The 23355-nt window shown below is 35.2% G+C and carries 22 protein-coding genes and 1 pseudogene; 10 read left to right on the top strand and 13 right to left on the bottom strand.

All coding sequences use genetic code 11. The annotated features are described in order from the left end of the window. Positions 1-450 precede the first annotated feature (450 nt). Positions 451-1629: a sodium/glutamate symporter gene (gene gltS, locus NSQ18_RS10690; RefSeq protein WP_016838191.1), complete on the bottom strand. Its 1179-nt coding sequence runs from the start codon at positions 1627-1629 to the stop codon at positions 451-453. Between the two features lie 5 nt (positions 1630-1634). Then, complete coding sequence (gene hutG / locus NSQ18_RS10695) at positions 1635-2570, bottom strand: formimidoylglutamase (protein WP_339289657.1); 936 nt, start codon at positions 2568-2570, stop codon at positions 1635-1637. A 127-nt stretch (positions 2571-2697) separates the two neighbouring features. Between hutG and NSQ18_RS10700 the strand changes: the two genes are divergently transcribed. The 6 genes from NSQ18_RS10700 (at position 2698) to NSQ18_RS10725 (ending at position 10148) form a co-directional block, all read left to right on the top strand. Then, entirely contained in the window at positions 2698-3585 is an 888-nt protein-coding gene (locus NSQ18_RS10700; RefSeq protein WP_016838189.1) for a LysR family transcriptional regulator, read from the top strand. 103 nt (positions 3586-3688) lie between these two features. Beyond that, positions 3689-5440 (top strand): aminodeoxychorismate synthase component I, encoded by a 1752-nt coding sequence (gene pabB / locus NSQ18_RS10705; protein ID WP_339288017.1) that lies wholly within the window; start codon positions 3689-3691, stop codon positions 5438-5440. 201 nt (positions 5441-5641) lie between these two features. After that, positions 5642-6850 (top strand): dicarboxylate/amino acid:cation symporter, encoded by a 1209-nt coding sequence (locus NSQ18_RS10710; protein WP_339288019.1) that lies wholly within the window; start codon positions 5642-5644, stop codon positions 6848-6850. A 205-nt stretch (positions 6851-7055) separates the two neighbouring features. Continuing rightward, the gene (locus tag NSQ18_RS10715) at positions 7056-8342 is read left to right on the top strand and encodes a mechanosensitive ion channel domain-containing protein (protein WP_339289659.1); all 1287 of its coding nucleotides are present in this window, start codon (positions 7056-7058) and stop codon (positions 8340-8342) included. A 75-nt stretch (positions 8343-8417) separates the two neighbouring features. Continuing rightward, a complete protein-coding gene (gene nagB, locus NSQ18_RS10720) occupies positions 8418-9131 on the top strand; it encodes a glucosamine-6-phosphate deaminase (protein WP_026019064.1) in 714 nt (237 codons plus the stop codon). Positions 9132-9254: 123 nt separating this feature from the next. Then, positions 9255-10148, top strand: coding sequence for an LD-carboxypeptidase (locus NSQ18_RS10725; RefSeq protein ID WP_168412580.1), 894 nt, complete (start codon positions 9255-9257; stop codon positions 10146-10148). Between the two features lie 1399 nt (positions 10149-11547). On the opposite strand, the gene NSQ18_RS10730 is transcribed toward NSQ18_RS10725, so the two are convergent. Both NSQ18_RS10730 and NSQ18_RS10735 read right to left on the bottom strand, forming a co-directional pair. Continuing rightward, positions 11548-12063 (bottom strand): hypothetical protein, encoded by a 516-nt coding sequence (locus NSQ18_RS10730; protein WP_168412581.1) that lies wholly within the window; start codon positions 12061-12063, stop codon positions 11548-11550. Next, positions 12060-12761, bottom strand: coding sequence for a phenylalanine--tRNA ligase beta subunit-related protein (locus NSQ18_RS10735; RefSeq protein WP_339288022.1), 702 nt, complete (start codon positions 12759-12761; stop codon positions 12060-12062). The genes NSQ18_RS10730 and NSQ18_RS10735 overlap by 4 nt, the downstream gene beginning before the upstream one ends. Positions 12762-12896: 135 nt before the next feature. Here NSQ18_RS10735 and queG point away from each other — a divergent pair, with 135 nt between their 5' ends. Next, entirely contained in the window at positions 12897-14033 is a 1137-nt protein-coding gene (queG, locus tag NSQ18_RS10740) for a tRNA epoxyqueuosine(34) reductase QueG (protein WP_339288023.1), read from the top strand. 46 nt (positions 14034-14079) lie between these two features. After that, positions 14080-14553, top strand: a complete 474-nt coding sequence (trmL, locus tag NSQ18_RS10745) for a tRNA (uridine(34)/cytosine(34)/5-carboxymethylaminomethyluridine(34)-2'-O)-methyltransferase TrmL (protein ID WP_096551991.1) — start codon at positions 14080-14082, stop codon at positions 14551-14553. A 181-nt stretch (positions 14554-14734) separates the two neighbouring features. On the opposite strand, the gene NSQ18_RS10750 is transcribed toward trmL, so the two are convergent. Further along, positions 14735-15619 (bottom strand): VOC family protein, encoded by an 885-nt coding sequence (locus NSQ18_RS10750; RefSeq protein WP_168412582.1) that lies wholly within the window; start codon positions 15617-15619, stop codon positions 14735-14737. 362 nt (positions 15620-15981) lie between these two features. On the opposite strand from NSQ18_RS10750, the gene NSQ18_RS10755 reads away from it, so the two are divergent. Further along, entirely contained in the window at positions 15982-16176 is a 195-nt protein-coding gene (locus NSQ18_RS10755; protein WP_016838176.1) for a hypothetical protein, read from the top strand. Positions 16177-16216: 40 nt separating this feature from the next. Here the strand turns inward: NSQ18_RS10755 and NSQ18_RS10760 are convergent, their stop codons facing one another. Further along, the gene (locus tag NSQ18_RS10760) at positions 16217-17827 is read right to left on the bottom strand and encodes a long-chain fatty acid--CoA ligase (RefSeq protein WP_339288027.1); all 1611 of its coding nucleotides are present in this window, start codon (positions 17825-17827) and stop codon (positions 16217-16219) included. Positions 17828-18067: 240 nt separating this feature from the next. Between NSQ18_RS10760 and NSQ18_RS10765 the strand changes: the two genes are divergently transcribed. Continuing rightward, positions 18068-18895, top strand: a complete 828-nt coding sequence (locus NSQ18_RS10765) for an aldo/keto reductase (RefSeq protein ID WP_339288029.1) — start codon at positions 18068-18070, stop codon at positions 18893-18895. A 132-nt stretch (positions 18896-19027) separates the two neighbouring features. Here the strand turns inward: NSQ18_RS10765 and NSQ18_RS10770 are convergent. The 7 genes and pseudogenes from NSQ18_RS10770 to NSQ18_RS10800 form a co-directional block, all read right to left on the bottom strand. Further along, positions 19028-19573, bottom strand: a pseudogene (locus NSQ18_RS10770) (transposase); the annotation flags it as partial. A 111-nt stretch (positions 19574-19684) separates the two neighbouring features. Next, complete coding sequence (locus NSQ18_RS10775) at positions 19685-19867, bottom strand: hypothetical protein (RefSeq protein WP_096551983.1); 183 nt, start codon at positions 19865-19867, stop codon at positions 19685-19687. A 98-nt stretch (positions 19868-19965) separates the two neighbouring features. Next, complete coding sequence (locus tag NSQ18_RS10780) at positions 19966-20139, bottom strand: hypothetical protein (RefSeq protein ID WP_339288030.1); 174 nt, start codon at positions 20137-20139, stop codon at positions 19966-19968. A 298-nt stretch (positions 20140-20437) separates the two neighbouring features. Beyond that, on the bottom strand, positions 20438-20818 hold the full coding sequence (locus NSQ18_RS10785) for a hypothetical protein (protein ID WP_339288033.1): 381 nt from the start codon (positions 20816-20818) through the stop codon (positions 20438-20440). Positions 20819-21534: 716 nt separating this feature from the next. Beyond that, the gene (locus NSQ18_RS10790; RefSeq protein ID WP_339288035.1) at positions 21535-22389 is read right to left on the bottom strand and encodes an RluA family pseudouridine synthase; all 855 of its coding nucleotides are present in this window, start codon (positions 22387-22389) and stop codon (positions 21535-21537) included. A gap of 56 nt (positions 22390-22445) precedes the next feature. Beyond that, a complete protein-coding gene (locus NSQ18_RS10795; RefSeq protein ID WP_016838172.1) occupies positions 22446-22916 on the bottom strand; it encodes a thioredoxin family protein in 471 nt (156 codons plus the stop codon). Next, positions 22917-23342 (bottom strand): disulfide oxidoreductase, encoded by a 426-nt coding sequence (locus NSQ18_RS10800; protein WP_016838171.1) that lies wholly within the window; start codon positions 23340-23342, stop codon positions 22917-22919. Positions 23343-23355: the final 13 nt, after the last annotated feature.

A 23355-nucleotide genomic window follows, 5' to 3' on the forward strand; every position in this document is an offset into this window, starting at 1 on the left:
TGACTATTATTGTGCCATCTTTGGCTAATATCTCGCTTAATCTATGCAAAATCAGCCACACCTTTTCACTTTTCAAAGTTGTTGGCCTCATAGTTTAGATAGAAAAAACATTAAATTTTGCACTAACCCGTAATTTATATAATACAGAATTCAAACGACGCATATAAATCGATTGCACCTCCCTGTAAGTTAGAGTTATCGATTACAGAGGAGGTGTATTATTTGGTAATTGAAAAACTGAACATCGTACCGTCAAATTAGAAGACGATTCATCTCTCGCTTCAACAAATCGTGCTCCTCACAGGCCTATATGTGTAATTTAAACAACGAATTTGAAGTTTTGGTTAATAAGAATCCAATATAAAATGACGAAAATCAAAAAATGACTCTATCAATTTGGTGCTAGAATATGAAAACCAAATATGATAGAGCCATTTTTTTACTTATGAATTATTTAAATAGATTAATAGTTGTAATAATAATCGGTATTCCAAATACGTCGATGAGGAATGCACCTACAATTGGCACTACGAGGAAAGCTTTTTGCGATGGACCGAACCTTCCGACAATGGCATGCATGTTTGCCATCGCATTTGGAGTGGCACCAAGTCCATGGCCAAGAAAACCTGAAATCATGACTGCCGCATCGTAATTTTTGCCGAGCAATCTAAATAATACAAACATAGCAAGTAGAACAATAAATATCACTTGTACTAACACAATGATTAGTAAAGGCAATGCTAAGTCTGTAATTTCCCAAAGCTTAATGCTCATTAACGCCATGGATAAGAAAATTCCTAAGGTAATATCCCCAATAATGGATACAGTTTTCATATTGATAGCACCCGGTTTGATTTTATCAAGAATATTGCGAACAATAACCGCTACAAACATAGCACCAACATAGCCAGGTAATACAAAATCCGTTAGCTCGGAGAACCATTTGCCTAAATAGGAACCAACCGTCATACAGAATGTGATGATCAATACTTGAGTAAAGAACGTTTGAGTTGTCACTTGTTCATGATCTGTATCCAATGAAGAAACTTCAATTTCTTCCTTAGATGGTTTTAAATCATATTTTGAAATTAAATGTTTCGTAACAGGTCCACCGACTAATCCACCTGCTACAAGTCCAAGCGTTGCAGCTGCTGCACCGACTGTCATTGATCCTTCAAATCCTAATTCTTCGAGCGTTTGACCAAAGGCAGCCGCGGCACCGTGACCACCCTCCATTGAAACTGCTCCAGCCATCAAACCGATTAGTGGTTCAATGCCTAAAAGTGACGCTAATCCCACCCCAATAACGTTTTGCATTAACGCTAAAAAACCACAAGCGATCCAGTAAATAATGAGCAGCTTCCCGCCGAGTTTTACTAATTTAAAACTGGCTCCTAATCCTACTGTAGTAAAGAATGTTATCATAAATAAACTTTGCAATGAAGTATCAAGAGTGATTTCAAAACCTATAGACTTAAAAATCGTGACAATCAGCGCAAATAATAATCCCCCTACAACTGGTGCTGGTATACAGAAACGTTGAAAAATTCCTACCTTTTTAATAATGAATGTACCAATTGTTAAAAACAACACCGCTAAGAAAATAGTTGTAATTTGATCAAACGCCATCGTTTTTACCCCCTTTGTTTTATCATGAACATGATCACTTCATTGACGAAATACGCCGCTAATTTTGCAGTTTGGCCATTTAAATCGAAGGTTGGATTTACTTCACAAATATCGAATGAAGCCACCTTTGGAGATTGAAGCACATGCTGGATGATTTTTCGAACCTCAACAGCATTTAGTCCAAAAGGTGATGGGGCACTGACCCCAGGCGCTTCTGCTGCATTAATGACATCCATGCAAAGTGTTAACAAAATCACTTCATTTTGATTGATAAAAGAATCGATTTCATTTAGAGCTTGATTCATATTTTCTCGTATTTGTTGCTCTAAAATTGTAGTGACTCGAAACTCTTTTGCTCTTTCAAACAGTTCCAGTGTATTTCCGTATTGTTGTATACCGATTACACAATAAGATGCATGATTGTCATGATCTAAAATTTGTTTAAACATCGTTCCAGATGAAGTCGTTTCTTCATAACTTCGCAAGTCAAAATGAGCATCGAAATTTATGATTCCTAATTTTTTATCACGACCTATGGTTTGTCGAATACCTAAGTAGTGACCATATAATGTTTCGTGTCCTCCCCCGAGCACAATCACTTTCGAACCGTTTGTCCGTACTTCCGCTATTTTTTCCCCTAATAATTTTTGAGCTTTTTCTAATTCCGCATCTTCACAGCTTATATTTCCTAAGTCAGCGATACAAGCCGATTCCCCGTGCCAAGGTATATTTGCCAAAGCTTTTCGAATGGCATTAGGTCCTTCTTTGGCACCGATTCGTCCTTGATTTCGACGAACCCCTTCATCACATTGGAAGCCTACGATTGCCACGTTTGGTATTGGGTCAATATTTTTTTCTAGCTGTACGATTTCATGGAATCGTTTGCTTTTTTCATCTCCATAGTCAGTTCTTCCAGACCAAATTCGTCGTAATGATGTCATCAAAAACGCATCCCCTTAATTTTGAAATATTCTGAGTAGTTAGTATCAGTATAGTTTGAATTGATTCATAAATCTAATATATAATTTGAATAATATTATAGATAATAACTATAAATAGGGTGATTGAATGGATACGAAGCAATTACGTTATTTTATAAAACTTGTGGAATGCATGAGTTATACGAAAGCATCAGAAGAATTACACATTGCCCAGCCTTCGTTAAGTATTGCAATGAAAAAATTAGAATCTGACGTAGGCTATCCTTTGTTTGAAGGACATACTCGAAAACTTCAATTAACAGATGTTGGGGAATTTCTATACGGTAGAGCCAAGGAGATTTTGGAGAACTTAGATATATTAAAAATTGAATTGCAAGAAATCGGTTCTGTTGGGGATGGTTGTTTGATATTAGGGCTAATTGAATCTGCAAAACATTGGATACCGCAAACATTAAAGAAATTAAAACAAGATTATCCTTCCATCAACATTAAGTTAGTCGATATTTTAGGTGCGGAAAGTGTCAAACAAGCTTTACGAACTCATCAATCTCATGTCATTATTACCAATCAAATTATTAACGAAAAAGATATTGTTTCTATACCGTTATACGAAGAAAGATTAGTAGCTGTTTTGTCAAAGGAGCATCATTTAAAAGAGAAAGACACTTTGGAATTGAAAGATATATATAAGGAACCATTTATAATTAGTACTGAAGGATTCCAAACACGCTTAGATGTATTAAAAGCGTTTGAAATGAACAATTTGCCTATGAATGATAAATATGAGATTGAACGATTCGAAACAGCCATTTCCCTAGTACAGGAAGGATTGGGCGTGACGATTTTACCTGAAAATTATTTAAAGGGTTCTACAAGTGAAGCGGTTATTCAAAAAGTAATTGAACATCCAAATCTTAAACGTACTGTGCATCTCACTTACTTAAATCAACGCTACTTACCAAAATCCATTCGAAGGTATATCGAATTAGTACAAGAACATTTTACTAGAGCATAAATTCATGCTTCGTCATTTGCATGAATTCAAAAAGAGTTTTCATAACTACTTAATTTTTCTATACTATGTATAGAAATTTCTAAAATAGAAAAGGAAATGGAACATGAATACACAAATTTCAGAGCAAACACCACGATTGTATTTTGAATTTGCGAATTCTAAAGGAAATATAGAGCCGATTACGTTTCTTCATCCTGATAAAATCATTTCGACTTACGATATCAGTGAAGTGTTAACTTGTCTTCAAGAAGTGCAGGAAGGAATCAAAAAAGGATTTTACGCGGCAGGTTTCTTGTCTTATGAGAGTGCTACGGCTTTCGACTCTGCGCTTAAAGTGAAGCCTAGACATACAATGCCATTGTTATGGTTTGGCCTTTTTAAAGAACCTTTACATGAATCGCCAGCAGTGATGAATTCCTATTCACTAACACAGTGGAAGCCTGATGTAAATGAAGAAGAGTATCGGGAAGCCATCCAATTTATTAAAGATTCCATTGCAAAGGGAATTACATATCAAACGAATTATACGATTCGTTTACATGCGCAATTTGAAGGTGATTCATTTGCATTATTCAATAAAATGAAAAAAGCTCAATCGGCAAATTATTGCGCTTACATTCATACAGGAGAACATAGTATTCTATCGGCATCTCCTGAGTTGTTTTTCCATATTGAAGGGGAGAAAATTACAACTCGCCCAATGAAGGGGACAATAAAAAGGGGAAAAACCTTTGAAGAAGATCAAGAAAAGGCAAAGTGGCTCTATCATTCAGAAAAAAATCGTGCAGAAAATGTAATGATTGTTGATTTGCTGCGTAATGATTTAGGGGCTGTTGCCGAAACCGGAACAGTGACGGTACCCCGATTATTTGATATTGAACAGTATCCAACGGTCCATCAAATGACATCGACTGTTACTGCAACCTTGAAAAAAGAAACAGAACTAGTAGATGTGTTAAAAGCTATTTTTCCGTGCGGTTCGATTACTGGAGCTCCGAAAGCTAGTACAATGGACATTATTACAAAGTTAGAAAAAACGCCTCGTGAAGTGTATTGTGGTGCTATTGGCTACATTACTCCAAATAAAGAAGCTATTTTTAATGTGCCAATCCGAACGGTACTAATTGAGCATAAATCAGGAAAGGCCACTTATGGTGTAGGTGGTGGTATAACTTGGGACTCCACTGCTGAAGATGAATTTAATGAAGTTCTTGCAAAATCTGATTTCCTTACTAGAGAAGTGAAAGAATTTCAATTATTAGAAAGCTTATTGTTGGATGATGGAGAATTCTTCTTACTAGAAGAACATCTAAATCGATTAGGGAAATCTGCAGCGTATTTTCAATATCAACTGGATATCGATGAAGTAAAACAGAAGTTGAAAGAGTTTGCAAAAGCTAATCAATCAGGACAATGGAAAGTTCGATTACTTGTCAATACAAATGGTAGATGTACAATTGAAGGGCAATCAATCGTGAAAATGGAGTCTCCTAAAAAGGTTACACTTGCTAAAACCCCTGTAAATTCGGAACATGTATTTTTATATCATAAAACAACGAATCGAGATGTTTATGAATCGTTCAAGCCTCAATCCGCAGATATTTTTGACGTCCTTTTATGGAATGAAAGAGAAGAGTTGACGGAGTTTATAAACGGTAATGTTGTATTAGAGTTGGACGGAAAACTTTGGACTCCACCTGTTAGCAGCGGATTGCTTGCCGGGACTTTCCGTGAACATTTATTAAAAGCAGGAGAGATCAGAGAAAAGGTTTTAACATTGGATGATTTGAAAAAGTGTTCGAAAGTATGGTTTATCAATAGTGTAAGAAAATGGATTGAAGTAGAGTTTGTTTAAGGAATTTTAGGGCTTCTAATTTAGAAGTCCTTTTTTTGTGGAAAAGTGACTAGCCTTGTTTTCATAAGCAAGAAATTCATATCTGAAACAATGACTAGCATAGGATAAACCAATCATTGTTTTGTTTCTGTAAGGGGGGGAGACAACTAAATCATTGTTTGGGATGGGTGAATCACGGTAATACACAAAAGGGGGTTCAAAATGAGAAAGATTGGTCTGTTAACACAAATTTTAATCGCATTTGTTCTTGCGATTATTGTGGGTGTCATTGTTGGACCAAGTATTGAAGTGGTTAAACCTCTTGGGGATTTATTTTTAAGACTTATTAAATTTATTATCGTTCCATTAGTACTTGCTTCTCTTGTGATTGGAATTGCTGGTACAGGTGATATTAAGCGAATTGGCAGAATGGGTGGAATTACTTTTGCTTATTATTTAATTACGACAGCTATTGCCGTAATTATTGGATTAATTCTTGCTAATATTTTCAAGCCCGGTTCAGGCCTAAATTTAACAATTTCTCAAGAAGCAGCTGAACCTAAGGAAGTGCCAGGGGTTATTGATACGTTGTTAAATATTATTCCTACAAATCCTATTCAATCATTGGTTGACGCTAATATGCTTCAAATAATTTTCTTCGCACTTTTCCTCGGAGTAGCTATTGCGTTGGTTGGAGATAGAGCAAAACCCGTTTATGATTTTTTCGATGGACTTGCAGAAATTATGTATAAAATTACCCATATTGTGATGAAAGTTGCTCCAATCGGGATTTTTGGTTTAATTGCTCCAGTTGTGGGACAATATGGTGCTTCAGTTCTCCTTCCGCTCATCAAATTAATTCTCGTTGTTTATGTTGGATGTATTCTTCATGCACTAATTGTATATTCAAGCTCAGTGAAGTTTTTAGCCAACTATAGCCCAGTAAAATTTTTCAAAGGGATTTTACCTGCAAGCTTAGTTGCTTTTAGTTCGTCCAGCAGTTCTGCCACATTGCCAATCACAATTCAAAATACAGAAGAAAATTTGGGCGTGTCAAAGAAAGTAAGCAGCTTTGTATTACCACTTGGGGCTACCATCAATATGGATGGAACGGCATTGTATCAAGGGGTATGCGTGCTGTTCATCGTTCAGTTTTTAGGTGTCGATCTTTCATTTACACAGCAATTGATTATTGTGTTAACTGCAACGCTTGCATCTATTGGTACTGCAGGTGTTCCAGGGGCTGGATTAATCATGCTGACTATGGTGATAACAGCAGTTGGATTACCATTAGAATCATTAGCATTGGTTGCAGGGGTTGAACGCATTTTAGATATGATTCGCACATCAATCAATGTTACAGGAGATGCATCTGCAGCGGTTGTTGTTCAAGCATTTGAGGATAAGCAAGGAGCAAACTCTCCGGAATGATTCGTTAATTATATTGTAAACGTTTTAATAAAGCAACTCGGTTCAAATTTGAACTGTAGTTGCTTTATGTTCGTTTTGAAGATGGATTATGAGTTATTCCATAATTTGTAGGTCGGCTTTTTGTTTAGCCTAATTAATCTCTTTTGTTATAATAGTGGAGATTTGCTCAAGGGGTTCAATTGAATTGAATAAGAAGGGGAATGTGATGGAATTTATACGCAATTACCTTATAAGTTATGAATTGAGCGACACGTGGGTTCGTTATTTATCAATTGCCATCATGATTACGTTTATTATCATTGTTTGTATCCTTGCAAACTTTATTGCCAAAAAAATCGTCATTCGATTTATCATCAGAATCATACATAAAAATAAATTTACTTGGGATAACATCTTGCTGGAAAGTAAGGTATTTCATAGGCTGTCTCATTTAGTACCTGCTATTATTATTTTTTATTCCGCAGCTATTTTTCCTACTTATCAGAGTACAATTGAGAAGTTTGCGATAACGTATATGATCATTGTTGCTTTAGGTTTGCTTAATAGCCTATTAACAGCATTTCATGATATTTACAAAACGTATGAGATTTCGAAAATTCGACCAATCAAAAGTTATATTCAAGTAGCTAAAATTGCCAATTATATTATCGGAACGATTTTGGTAATTGCTAATCTATTAGGAGAAAATCCAATTATTCTTTTAAGTGGAATCGGTGCGTTATCTGCTGTATTTATGTTAGTGTTCCGCGACTCTTTGCTAGGCCTTGTAGCCGGCATACAGCTGACGGCTAATGATATGGTACGGGTGGGTGATTGGATTGAAATGCCGAAGTATGGTGCGAATGGAGATGTCATTGATATTTCCTTAAATACTGTGAAAGTGCGAAACTTTGACCGAACGATTACGTCTGTTCCGAGTTATGCGTTAATTTCAGATTCTTTTATTAACTGGAGAGGAATGCAGGCATCGGGTAATCGTCGAATTAAACGATCGTTGTTTATAGATATTACAAGTATTTCTTTCTGTTCTGAAGAATTGCTTGAAAAATGTAAAAAAATTCATTTGCTCAAAGATTACATTGTTCATCGCCAAAAGGAGATTGAAGAATATAACCAAAAGCATCAAATTGACCGATTAGCCAATTCAGTGAATGGTAGAGCTTTAACGAATATTGGATTATTTCGTGCGTACATCACTCAATACTTAATACATCATCCAGGTATCAATGAGGAAGCTACATTAATGGTTCGACAATTAGCACCGACTGAAAACGGATTACCATTAGAAATATATGCTTTTGCCAATACAGTAGTATGGACGGAATATGAATCCATTCAATCTGATATATTTGATCATTTATTTGCTGTTGCACAAGAGTTCGGTCTTCGTCTTTTCCAAATGCCAACTGGTAGCGATTTAAAAAATATACCGCATATTCTTGACAATGCGCAGACGAATAAAAGAAACGTTGAATTTGTTGCGAAAAAATAATGGTCATTATTGTAAGTTGATAATAAAATAAAAAAGGGCGCCAAATTTAAATTATAGGAGGAAAAAATGAGCTCAATTAAATGGATTGAAGCAAAAGATTACGAGGATTTAAGTAAAAAAGCTTGTGACATCTTTGTAGAACAATTACAAAATAAACCAAATTCAGTAATTGGGTTAGCGACAGGAAGTACGCCAATTGGCTTGTATAAAGAGTTAGTTCAACAATATCATTCAGGTAATGTTTCTTTTAAAGATGTGGTTTCATTTAATTTAGATGAATACGTTGGAATTGACCCAAATAATGAGGCAAGTTATCACTATTTCATGAATCATCATTTATTTAAACATGTAGATATTCAAAAGGAAAACGTACACATTCCAGAAGGTCATAGCTCTGATTTAGAAACTGCATGTCGTACATATGAACAACAAATAAAAGAAGCAGGTGGAATCGATCTTCAAGTACTTGGTATCGGGGTAAATGGACATATCGGATTCAACGAACCTGGCACACCTTTCGATTCTCTTACACATATTGTAGAATTAACCCAATCCACAATAGAAGCAAATCAAAAGTATTTTGAAAAACCAGAGGATATGCCTAGAAAAGCAATCACAATGGGCATTCAATCAATTTTAAATGCGAAGAAGATTATTTTGTTAATTTCCGGGGAAACGAAACAAGAAGCTTATGATCGTCTTCGTACCGGAATAATAACAGAAGATTTACCGGCAAGTGCTTTACATCAACATCCAGATGTAACGGTTATTTATACAGGAGTTAAATAAAATAAGTGAAAAGAGCCGCGTAAGGTGAGACGGCTCTTTTTTTTCTGAATTTATCTCTAGAAGCATTGTTCAACGCCATTTGTTAATATAGTTGTAGTATTAATAAATTGTAGGAGGAAATCAATGAAAATAAGGCCAAAGCACTTAAATAAAGGAGATACTGTAGGGATTATAGCACTAAGTGGCCCTATTAATTTGGAAAGCTTGCAACGAAATATATCTCTATTCACCGATATGGGATTACATTATAAATTAGGGAAAACCATTGAGCTTAATGAACATGATTTTGAGGAAACAGATGAAGCGTGGGTTCATGACTTGCATCAAATGATTGAAGACCCTGAAGTGAAAGGAATTTTTTGTGCCACTGATAGATATGGTGCTGCGAAAATAGCTGATAAAATCGACTATTCACTACTAACTGAACATCCAAAAATATTTTGGGGATTTTCAGACATTACCTTTTTACATATAGCCATTCAACAATATTCAAATGTTGTCACATTCCATGGACCTTCTCTTTCAAAAGAATTGGACGAACAATCGAAAAAAATGTTTTACCAATTATTTTCGCCTTTTGAAATTTATTATGATGAAACCATTTCACCTCTTGAAAGTTTAATACCTGGTTCTGTACGAGGTGAATTTATAGGCGGAAATTTGCGTAGAATTGTCGATACACTTGGCACAAAGTTTGAAATTGACACGCGCGATAAAATTTTGCTTATTGAAGATGAAGAATTGAGTATTGAAGAAATTGACCGTATGTTTAATCATTTAAGATTGGCAGGGAAATTGAAAGGGGCATGTGGGTTTGTGATTGGGAGATTAGGAAATGGTGATGTAGAAGAGAACGCATTATCCTTAATAAAAGAATATTTGTTGCCATATAAAAAACCTACAGTTGCGCGATTTAACATTGGCCACTCTACACCAAACATAGGCATTCCCCTTGGGGTGGATGTTATATTAGATGCTGATGAAAAATTGTTGCGATTTTTGCCAGGAGTGGAATAGTTTTTGAATGAAGTTGCGAGATATGCATCTTTGATGGTTTAGGGGTGATGATATGGATTGGTTGAAAGTTCTATCCTTATTTTGTATTGCATTAGGTTTCTTGATTGGAATTTATGGATTAAAGAAACGATCAATATTAACGATTATTTCTGGCATTTCCTTTTTATTAATTCCAATTTTTATTTCATTCGGATGGTTTGGTTTCATACTCTTCTTTCCTCCGTTAGTGTTTGTTTTTTCAAATAGGTCAAAAAAATAGTTGTGAAATGGTCTGAGGGATATCTTCACGAAGTTGACTATAATTCATTGTAGTTTGCCCATTTTCACTTGAGGGGAGTCGGTTGGCAAATATCTTCCCTGGGTTGACTATAATCCTATGCAATTTGACTATTAAAGTATGAACTTTGACTATTATCCCTTGATTGGGGAGTTAGATTATTTCGATTGGCAAATATCTGTCCAGATTTGACTATAATCCAAAGCAGTTTGGCTAATAAAGGATGGACTTTGACTATTATCGCTTGTTTGAGGAGTCGGAATTTTTCGATTGGCAAATATCTTCCCGAGTTTGACTATAATCTAGCTGAGTTTGACTAATAAAGGAAGGATTTTGACTATTATCGCTTGAATAGGGAGTCGGAATTTTTCGATTGGCAAATATCTTCCCGAGTTTGACTATAATCCAAAGTAGTTTGACTAATAAAGCACGGACTTTGACTATTATCCTTTGATTGGGGAGTCGGATTTTTTTGATTGGCAAATATCTTCCCGAGTTTGACTATAATCCAGCTGAGTTTGACTAATAAATTATGGACTTTGACTATTATCCCTTGATTGGGGAGTCGGAATTTTTCGATTGGCAAATATCTTCCCGAGTTTGACTATAATCCAGCTGAGTTTGACTAATAAATCATGGACTTTGACTATTATCCCTTGATTGGGGAGTCGGAATTTTTTGATTGGCAAATATCTTCTCGAGTTTGACTATAATCCAAAGTAGTTTGACTAATAAATCATGGACTTTGACTATTATCCTTTGATTGGGGAGTCGGATTTTTTTGATTGGCAAATATCTTCCCGAGTTTGACTATAATCCAAAGCAGTTTGACTAATAAAACTTGAACTTTGACTATTATCAAAAATAAGAATCTCCGTTAGAAAAAAGTAAGGCTGTTTAGAAAGATATCATTTTCTAAACAGCCTATTGCTATAACGGCTGTACAAGAAAAAACACTTAGGTATTTTGACGATCGATTGCCTTTGCGCTAGTTGGTCATTAGTTACAGGTTACATAGTAACAGGTTAATGGTTATTGGTTTGCCATTTATGCACTATATCAAGTTTGACAGCCGTTATACCTCGGGGAGGACTCTCACCTCCCCGAGGAAATGGTTTTGTTTTAGAAATAATTGGAATCATCAAATTCAATATGCACTTCATAGTTTTTGGCATTAATTAAATTAGATAAGCGGTGCGCTTCTTTTTCGAGCTGGTTTGCCCGCTCACGATATTCGCGTGGATCGTACATGGCAACTTCGTATAGAACAACTCCTTCACCCGTTGAAGTGTAGATTTTTTCCTTTTCAGAGTTGCCTAAAGTTTTGTATAAGGAAACCTCTGCCCGCAATTGAGTAGCAAGTTCGATAGCTTCAACAATGGGCATAACTTCCCCTTTAAATTCGATTGTATTTTCAATATTCGCCCGATAAATCAGTTTGTCTAATGTGCGGATATCTTTTCTCACTTGTGCCAGATCTGCTTCAATCTCTTTTAAAGAACGGCCCGTTTGTTTTGGTGTTTCCCCTTTTTCAACGACGACATGAGCATTTTTTTGAAACTCATACACTAATTCTTGAACTTTTTTCGTTAAAATGCTTTTTAATTTGATTCCTTCTGCCAGTGGAATAGTTTTCATTTTTTCACCTCAATCGTTACGCTCGGATTATCGGCGGATAATAATGCGGTCGTAAATTCTCCCCCTGCAACTTGTGTAAACATTTTACCGCAAGATGAAAGGAGTTTGTTGCAATAGTCTTCTTCTAAAGATGGACGTAAATAAAAAATTTGCAATGCTTCCGTAGTCTCTTCCGTAACGCTTGTTCTGACTGAATCGACAAATGGACTTCCAAAAGCCCCTTTTTCATCTTTGCTATATAAAATATTTGTTAATTTGTTATATCGGCCATTTAATCCATCATAGCCGGTTTCTTCATTTCCTAAGTTAATTTCAACGTCCCCTACAATATGATCGACATCGTAAATACCAATAGGAATTTCATGTTCTAGCGAAAAGAAATTATTTAAATCCACCGCTAAATGAACAGGAGATAAATAGTTTTGTTTCGCAATTCTCCGCATTAAACTTTCAGCAGAATGACGGTAACGGTTCGGATCAGCACCTAAAGCCTTCCAAACGGTTCTCCATTCTTTAATACCTGGACGTTCTGTTACAGGAGATTCTTGCAGTTCAAAAAATAAATTTTCTTGAAATAATTGCATTCGTCCTTTCAACATTTGAGGCGATTGTGATACAACAATTTTGGTATAATGAATAATGCCGATTTTTAGTTGCGGAACTAGAGAAAATAGTTCTTTATTGATAGAAAGGTTCATCTCAATATTCACCTGCCAATTATTTGTAAATCTATTGTACCATAAACGAAAAGGAAAGTAGATTGATTCTCATTAGACTTTGAATGATGTGAACGAGGGGAGGTGCAATTGCGACTTTTTCATCGCGATTAGAATATGAATGTAGAACAATTGAAAATGGATTTAATTGAATATGCGAAGTCCATCGGGGTAGATAAAATTGGATTTACCACAGCGTCTCCCTTTCAAGAAATGAAAAATCGTTTGAAAAGGCAACAGGAATTGAATTATCAATCCGGCTTTGAAGAAGAGGATATCGATAAGAGAACAGAGCCAAAGAAGCTATTGCCTGAAGGAGAAAGCATTATTGCGATTGCTTTAGCTTATCCATCTAAAATGAAAAATCCCCCAACTGGTAAAAAAGGTGAACGGAGAGGGATTTTTGCAAGAGCATCTTGGGGATTGGATTATCATGTGGCAGTAAAACAACGACTAGAATTGATGGAACAATGGCTACGAGAAAGAGTTCCCAATGTCTCGGTGAAGTCGATGGTCGATACGGGTGAGCTTGTAGACCGTGCTGTTGCAGAACGAGCAGGGATAGGTTGGAGTGGGAAAAACTGCTCTATTATTACACCTGAATTCGGTTCATATGTCTATTTAGGAGAAATGATTACAAATATTCCCTTTCCACCAGATTCTCCGATTGAAAATGAATGCGGTGATTGCAGGTTATGCCTAGATGTTTGCCCGACTGGTGCATTAGTAGAACCTGGTCAATTAAATGCAAAACGCTGTATTGCCTTTATAACACAGACGAAAGATGTTGTACCGGATGAATTTCGAACAAAAATTGGAAACCGAGTATATGGCTGTGATACATGTCAAACGGTTTGTCCAAAAAATAAGGGGAAGACGAATTGGATTCATGATGAATTTTTGCCAGATCCTGAACTGGCAAAGCCGCTCCTCGTTCCACTGTTGAAACTTTCGAATAAAGAATTTAAAAACAAATTCGGTACAATGGCGGGTTCATGGCGAGGGAAAAAACCCATTCAGCGAAATGCAATCCTTGCACTGGCTCATTTTAAAGAACAATCAGCCGTGCCAGAGTTAATTGAATTATTGAAAAAGGATGAACGTCCTGTCATTCGGGGTACTAGTGCATGGGCTCTCGGGAAAATTGGTGGAGAGAAGGCAAAAGATGCATTGCTTGAAGCATATCATCAAGAAAAAGATGAAGAAGTGCTGCGTGAAATAAAAAAAGGGCTGGAACTAGTGGAAAGAGGCTAGCCCTTATTTCAAATCAAAGATGTATAGAAGAAGGAAGTGTCTAGATTTGCCATTACATATCGTATTATATCAACCCGAAATTCCAGCTAATACAGGAAACATTGCACGTACTTGTGCTGCTACGAATACAACTTTGCATTTAATTCATCCTCTAGGGTTTTCTACTGACGATAAAATGTTGAAACGTGCAGGATTAGATTATTGGGAACATGTCAATATTGTGTACCATGACTCTTTAGAAGATTTTCTCGAATATGCAAAGGATGGGGAATTATATTTAATCGAAACGTATAGCGATGAGCCTTATACAACTCATGATTTTAGCGATAGGGAAAAAGACATTTATTTCATGTTCGGGAGAGAAACGTCTGGTTTGCCGAAAGATTTTGCATACGAACGTCGCGATAAAGTGCTAAGAATTCCTCAAACAGATAAAGTGCGTTCTTTGAATTTATCGAACTCGGCAGCCATCATCATTTACGAAGCATTACGCCAACAAAATTTCCCTGGGCTAAAATAAATTGGGCTGGCCTGAAAAATGAAATGCTCCCTATTAAATCATCTATACTAATAGGGAGCTTTTTTATGATCTTATACAGATGTCCAAAAGACGGTCAGTTTGCGACGAGGATAGGGGAAACTTGCTTCAACTAGAAAGGAGGTGTCTGGAAGTTTTCGACTTTCAAGACTCCATTTAATATTTATTCGCCATCCAAAGTAAAAACAATGCGGATTCCTGAAGGATCAATGGTAGAAAACTCTTGATGGCCTCCATATTTTGAAGCTCCTTCAAATCGTTCTACAACATGCCCCATTTCTTTTAAATGACCTTTAATTTTTTCTGCTTGTTCCTCGTTATCCAGCACTAATGTATAGGATTTTAAACCAACACTTTTTTCACTAGAAGGAGAACCTCCTAAGCTCTCCCAAGTGTTTAATCCAATGTGATGATGGTATTTTCCAGTGGAAATGAATAACGCCTGGCTTCCATATCTTGTAACAACTTCAAAACCTAACGCTTTTGTATAAAATTCTTCTGATTTTAAAAGATCAGATACAGATAAATGAATATGCCCCATCACTGTTCCTTTAGGTAATCCATTCCAATGACCATCCGCTAAATTTAAAAGGGAACGGAAGTTTACGGGTTCTGTTGTCATATAAACGGTATTTCCATTCCAAATCCACTGCTCTTCTGGACGGTCCGCATATACTTCAATGCCATTTCCGTCCGGATCGTATAAATAAATAGCTTCGCTCACATGATGGTCACCTGCACCAATTTGAACATTTAGGTGAGAAATATGTTGAATGAAATTTCCTAAATCCTTACGTGTAGGAAGCAATATCGCAAAATGATAAAGACCAGTTTGACCTCTCTGTAAAGGGAGTGCATTGTCTACTTGCTCAATGGAAAGAATGCTTGTTTTTCCATCTGTTGTAAAAGCAGCTGCTTTTTCGGTTTGCTCCAACACGTCAAAGCCAATAATATTTTTGTAATATTCTAAAGAGCGCTCTAAATTCGATACCTTTATTTGAACATGTGAAACATATGTGTTTGGTTTTTTATGAAAATGTGTCGCCATACAAAGTCTCCTTCAAGTGATATTTGTCAACTCACTTACTTTATGTAACTAAGTTTATTTTGTTAAGTTTGAAAAGTCAAGACATAAAACAAAAAGGCAACCCTAAAATAGGATTGCCTTTTTTCGTATTTCGAATGATAAGAGATTATTCTTCAGTGTAATCTCCTTCACGTCCAGCAGTTAAAATAGCTGTGAGAAATGAAGCACATACTACTAGTAGTAAAACAGTACCCATGGAAGTATACCTCCTAAGTAAATGTTATCTCTAATTTAGTATAGCTTAAATAAATTTACTTTACTATATCATTTTTTTGAAGGATTTGTTCACAATAACTCATATAAACAATTGGGAGGTTACTTTTGTGGAAAACAAAAATGAAATGCCAGTTAGCGGGCATATGACGAATAATCTAGAAGATTGTATTTGGCTTGGGAAACAAATGGAACGACTGCGGGATGGGGAGCAGTTAGAAGATGACCATCGAATTCCAGATCCAATTCAATCAGATGTTGTAGATCATCCAAATAAAGATGAAAGATTGAAAAGAAAAAATTAAATAGAAGGGGCAAATTCACAAAGATTCGCCCCTTAGTTTATTATGCATTCACTTTATAATTCTTTAATTCTTCTCGTAGTTTGGCTTTTAAGAATTTACCAACGGATGTTTTTGGAATCTCTTTTAAGAATACAATGTCATCCGGAATCCACCATTTCGCAAATTGATCTTTTAAATAATCGAGTAGTTCTTCTTTTGTAGCTTGTTTTCCTTCTTTTAATACGACGCATGCAAGTGGACGCTCTTGCCATTTTTCATGCGGAATGGCGATGACCGCTGCTTCTAATACAGCTTCGTGAGTCATGAGGGCATTTTCCAAATCGACAGATGAAATCCATTCGCCTCCGCTTTTGATTAAATCTTTTGTACGGTCAGTAATTTTGATATAACCTTCTGGTGTGACAACTGCAATGTCTCCAGTATACAACCACCCATCACGGAATGCTTCTTTTGTTCGTTCATCTTTATAATATTCATGGGCAATCCAAGGACCTCGAATCCGCAGTTCGCCCATCGTTTTTCCATCCCATGGAACTTCTCCTTGTTCATTTACTACTTCCGTATCAAGAAGTGGAACAGTAAGGCCTTGTGTTGCACGGATATTTAATTTTTCTTCCCGTGTCCAATCTTCCATTGCGGATGTATAGTTGGAAAGAGAAACAAGTGGTGTTGTCTCGGTCATACCGTATCCAATAACGTACGGAACATTGTATTTGTCTTCAAATGCTTGAATTAATCCTTTTGGCGAAGCAGAACCTCCAGATACAATAGCTTTTAGGGAAGAAATATCGCGAGGATTTTTTTCCTGTTCTTGAAGTACGCCAAGCCAAATAGTTGGAACCCCTGCTGTTAACGTCACTTTTTCTTGTTCAATTAAATCAAGTAGTAAACTAGGTGTAAAGTGAGGACCTGGTAATACTTGCGTTGACCCATAATTTACTGCAGCAAATGGCATTCCCCATGCATTCACGTGGAACATTGGAACAACCGGCATGATAATGTCTCTTTCGGTGATTCCCATTCCGTCTGCTAAACCAAGTGCCATACTATGAAGTACTAATCCGCGATGAGTGTAAACGACACCTTTTGGCATTCCAGTAGTTGCACTAGTGTAACAAATTCCTGCTGGTGAGTTTTCATCTAAATCATTCGGAAATTCAAATTCATCTGCTTCTTCTAAAAGCTGTTCATAAGAATAGACATTTGGGAAAGAGGATTCAGGAACGGTTTTATCATCTTGCATGACAACAATATGTTTAACCGTTTTTAAGTAAGGAATTGCTTTTTCAAATAATGGGAATAGATTGCCATCGACTAACAAAATTTCATCTTCTGCATGATTAATTACGTAAATGATATGTTCTGGCGAAAGGCGAATGTTAATCATGTGCAAAACAGCACCTGCACAAGGAACTGCAAAATATGCTTCTAAATGTCGGTGATGATTCCAAGCAAAAGAACCAACTTTTGTTCCGCGTTTCATCCCAAGTTTTGTGAGAGCGCTTGCAAGTTTTCTTGTGCGTTTGACATAGTCTTTGTAAGGAATGCGGTGAATTGTGTCTGGGCTTGTACGCGAAATAATCAACTTTTCAGGAAAGTAGCGCTCAGCCCGTTTTAAAAAACTCGTTAATAATAAAGGTGTGTCCATCATCTTTACATCATCCCCCTTGTTTTTTTCCCTTTCAATAAATATATTTAGAAGAATACTACATTATTACTAAAAAATGTGGCGTATTATAGAATATTTTAACTTTAAAGAGAAAATAATGCTATGAATTTATTAGGAAGTTTCTATTAATTTTAATTCCTATAATATTGATGGATTAGATAATTTTTTTATTTATATTTTTCAGTTTATAATGAGGTTAATGAATTTAAGGGGAGTGATTTTATGGCAATACCGTCAAAAACATTAGCCAATGGTTTAGAGATGCCTTACTTAGGATTAGGCGTGTATAAAATGGAAGATCATGAAGAAGCTTTAAATGCAATGGATACAGCGTTAAAGTTAGGCTATCGAGCAATTGATACAGCTTCACTATATAACAATGAAAGAGAAGTGGGAGAAGCGATACGAGCTAGCGGTATTCCGCGTGAGGAAATTTTTGTAACAACTAAGGTATGGAACAATGATCAAGGTTATGACGAAACGCTTCGAGCATTTGAAACTTCATTGAAAAAATTGGGACTAGATTACGTGGATCTTTATTTAACTCATTGGCCTGTTGAAGATAAGTTTATCGATACTTATCGTGCCATTGAGCGTCTGTATGAGGAAAAATTAATCCGAGTACCAGGTGTATCAAATCACCATCAACATCATTTAGAAAAAATCTTCGCAAAAGCAAATGTGAAGCCGATGGTAAATCAAGTTGAGTGCCATCCGTATTTGCAACAAGATGAATTAAGAGCATTTTGTCGCGAACATGAGATTGCCGTTACTGCATGGTCACCAATTGGCAAAGGTCGCCTATTAAATGATAACACTTTAGTAAAACTCGCTGAAAAGTATGGAAAAACTCCAGCACAAATCGTTTTACGTTGGCATTATCAAAATGATACGATTACAATTCCAAAATCAGTAACACCAAGCCGCATTGCCGAAAATATGCAAATTTTCGACTTTGAATTATCAAATGAAGATATGCTTGAAATAAAAATGATTAATAAAAATGAGCGATATGGACAAAATCCTGATAATTTCCATTTTGATTTTTAAGGGAAATAAAAAGCGAATCTAGGATGGCTATTATTTTAATATGATTGACTATTATTCTTTTTGGATTGACTAATATTAAATTGAGTTTGGATAATATCCTATTATTTCATTTCAATAATCCTTGGGAGTGTCAGCAATATAAATAGCTTCTTTCGTTACAGTATCCCGTCGCAAAGGAAGATAAGTAGCATCTAAATAAATACACACATAGCGTTTATCTAATTCTCGTTGATTGAACTCTTCTACGGCTTCGGAAACGGCTTTAGTCATATTGGAAATGGTTTGAGGTGTATAGTGATGACCATACATTTTTTCAATTAAATCTGCTATTTCAGACGTAGTAATGTCTTTTTGGAATAGATGGATAATCGTTGTCTCGAGTGAATCAATAGTGCGTTTATATGGAGCAATCGTTTGTTGTTTAAATTCTCCCTTTCGATCTCGTGGAATTTGAAGTTGTAAATCGCCATATTCCGTATGAAGGGTGCGTGAATAATACCCATTGCGCGAATTTCCAGAGTTAAAGCCAGCACGATCATATTTTTCGTAATCCAGAAAGGCTGTTAATTCTGTTTCTAATAGGAAGTTCATCGCTTTTTCTAAATGAACACGAAAAACTTCTGTAATATCTTGTTTTTTTACTAGTGCTTCAATTAATTCTGTTGTAAACTGATTCATAGGAAGACCTCTTTTCTTGGGATTTTGTTGGTAACTTTATTCTATCAAGAAAAGCTCTTCCTTTTTTATTGGATTTTTTATTTACACAAAATATTTTATACTCTCGGTAGTTCACCTCATATGACTTTTATTTTCGTAATTTTTATGATTTTCATCAATCTTTTTTTCAAGCTTTTTTAGTTTTAAATATATATCAATTAGAAATCCAAAAATCAAGCCCTGTCCAGCAAAAACTTCTGTTTTAAAATATGCACCGCTAGCAAAACCAATAATAAATCCTATAATTGCAAACATATTTAAACTTCTCCTTTAGAATTAAAATAAATAACAAGTACAAAATTAAAGTAAAATCTCGCAATGTAACATTAATATGCGAGATTTTTCTACTACAATCACCATGAAAGATTAGCTGCTATATTTCCTTTTTTAACACCTGTTGTAACACTAACACTAAATACACCATTTTTATCGAATCCAATTGAACCCAAAGCTAGTGTTTGATGTCCATATTCGAATTTAATAGTAGCGTCTCCAGATGACTTTTTAGTATAAACATATTGTTCCATATAACCATTGTGTAGATTTAATTGTCCTTGTCTTAAATTTATAAAACATCCTACCCCACCATTTGTAGAAAAATCATCGGGATGATTTCCGTAGTCTCTTAATTGCCATCCACCAGCGCCTGTCCAATATTCATGTCTATGTTGTACAACTTGATTGTTGGAAACAGGAAGACTAAATCCCGCACTATCTGCAACACCAATTGCAAAAGCATCTGTTAAAGTAACTACTGGAGTAGAAATCCACTACCATCTTCCTACAATTCTGAATTTTTTATAACCACTTTTATCTGATTTTACTTCATAAGCTTCTTCCCTCCATTTGGTTCGAACCTTTTAAATCTCCTTGTGGATCAGTATACATTGGTTGAATTGTATTAAACTTATTATTAGGAATTCCATCTGTTACAGTAATTATATCACTTGTAATAAATTTCTTCTTTGCTCCTTCTTCGATTAAGGAACGTAAGAATTCTGGTGATCTAGTCTTAATTTCTTCTAATGTTAGTCCTACATCTTCTTGTAATATATTAATTTCTTCCTCAGTAAGTAATTCTAGCGAGTTACTTTCATCTTCAATTTCTGAAGCTTTAGCAAATGATGGAACGATTAAAAATAATATAATCGTAAATAATAAAACAACATAATTTTTCATCATAGATGTTTCTTTAATTTTTTTCAATCATTTTACATAAATACCAAAAATTTGTTTTTTAATATTATAAAAAATATTAAAAATTATTACTAATTAACAAAGTACTATTTTTTAAATTAGTAATAACTTAGTTGTAGAATTGGTGAAACAAGCAGAAGAAACGAAGAAGTTGCCTATCTTTGAAAAATTACTAAAATAGATCGAAAGGGAATGAATGAAAGAACAAATAATTATCTAGTATATTTATATAGTAATATTTTAATAAATAGAGATATTCATAAATTCATATATTAATATTTTTGTAGATAGGAGCTTTTGAACATGACCATACAAGAAATGCTAGAACATGCTCCAGACCATTTATTAAATATGCTGGATGTAAGGTCTATTAGTTCTAAAGCTGAATTGCTTGATAAATGTAATAGGAAGTGTCAAGAATTTTGTGTAAATGAATTTACCCTTTGATGGATTGGCTAATAAATTAATGAGTTTGACTATAATTCAACCATTTGACTATTATCTGCCCAATTTTGACTATAATAGCAAATTTATGAAGCAGATTTTTAACGAATAGCTATTAACTTCATAAATTTGACTATTAACTTATTGAGAATGGCTATTATAGTCATTCGTTTGACTATTATTTTCCCTTAATAATCCTTTAATTCAATAGTATGATTAAAATAAGAGAAGGCTGTTAGAAAAATTTATTTTCTAAGCAGCCTCATTTATTTTTACTTATATTATTGTGTGGCAGTATTAAGATCATTAACAATGATACGTTTATCTAGAAAAGGATGTTCAAATTCTAATTGAATGGCATGAAGTTCATAATCGCGCTTCGAAGTTTTACGAGCATTGTACATTACATCCCCTACAATAGGATGGCCGAGATGAGCCATGTGAACGCGTATTTGATGGGTTCTGCCTGTTTCTAATTGTAAATGAACAACTGTTGAATGTTCTTTTCGTTTCACAACCTTAAAGTGAGTGACAGCATGTTGACCAGTTTTTGAAACGATTCGTCGTGTAGGATGATGACGATCTTTTCCGATTGGTGCATTAATGGTTCCACGATCTTTTTTTATGATTCCTTGGACTTCCGCTTCATAAGTTCGAACGATGGATTTTTCTTCAATCATTCGGTCAAATACTGATTTTGCAATGGGATGTTTTGCAACAATCAACAGACCTTTTGTTCCTTGGTCTAGCCGATGAACGTGCTCTGCGTATTGTAACCCTTTATCTTTCATATAAGCCATTACGTGATTCATGCAAGTATTGTGATCGTCCCTGTCGTTCGGATGTGTACTCATTCCTTTAGGTTTTGAAACAATTAAAATATGATCATCTTCGTATTTTATTTCGATTTCACATTGTTTCGTTGGGGAATAGTTGGATTTCGGGACGCTAAAAATAAAAAATAGCATTGTTCCTTTTGATAATGGTTCATTCCATTTAACTGCTTCACCATCTGTATTTTTCACAGCTTTCGCCATTCGTAGTTCATGAACGAGTTTTTTTCCTAGTTTCCATTTTTCCCGCAACAAAGTTTCTACCGTTAATCCATCTTGCGAAATTTCATAGTGAAAATGCATACGTTTTCCTCCAAAGAAAAATCGTGTCCATATAAAGAACACGATTTCCATTTTACTTATTTTAATACCACTTCTTCAAAGAATTTGCGAATGTTTTCATCAGGATGTGCTCCTACCATTCGCTGAACTTCTTTTCCATCCTCGAAATAAATTAGCGTTGGTGTATATTCAACGTTATACTCGTCCCAGCCTTTTTCATATTCTAAGATGTTTAATTGATCGATATGAACATTCATTTCTTTCGCAATTGGCATGAGTCGAGGCGTCATTTCTTTACAATGTGGACATTCAGGACTAAATAAATAAGCTACAACTGGTTCACCTGAAGCAATTTTTTCTCTAAGAGCATCTGGCAAAATAATATTTTGATAATTTTCATCATCTAATAAATCAATTGTAGATTGTTTTAAATTGTCTGTGCCATAAGGATTGTTTTCTAACTTGCTTTTGTTTGATAAATTTGTTAACACAATAATCACAGCAAATAAAATTACAACGATTGCTGCAAGAATTCCAAGCTTTTTCAACTATTTGTCCTCCTTCAAAACCTTTAACATATAAAAACTAGTAATTGCAATTAAGATAAATGCAACTAACGCTAAAAATGGAATCGTAATGAAACCAAACCAGTTAATATATTGGCCTGTACATGGTACTCGTCCACAAGCTGGTGCATGTTGCGATAAAAAGTCCAATTTTTGAATTCCATAATGGTATAGGGAAATCGTTCCACCAATGCAAGAAAATACGGCTGTTGTTACCGCAATCCGAGCATTTTTTTGTAAATATGCCACAAGGGAAATGAGTACAATTGGATACATTAATATCCGTTGATACCAACAAAGTTCACATGGTTCATAACCCCGAACTTCGGAAAAATATAAAGAACCTAGCGTTGCTACCAAAGAGACTAACCATACAAATAGCAAACTATTCTCTAATTTTTTGCTCATTATTACTCTCCTA

Source organism: Ureibacillus sp. FSL K6-0786 (assembly GCF_037965165.1).
GTDB classification, from domain to species: domain Bacteria; phylum Bacillota; class Bacilli; order Bacillales_A; family Planococcaceae; genus Ureibacillus; species Ureibacillus thermosphaericus.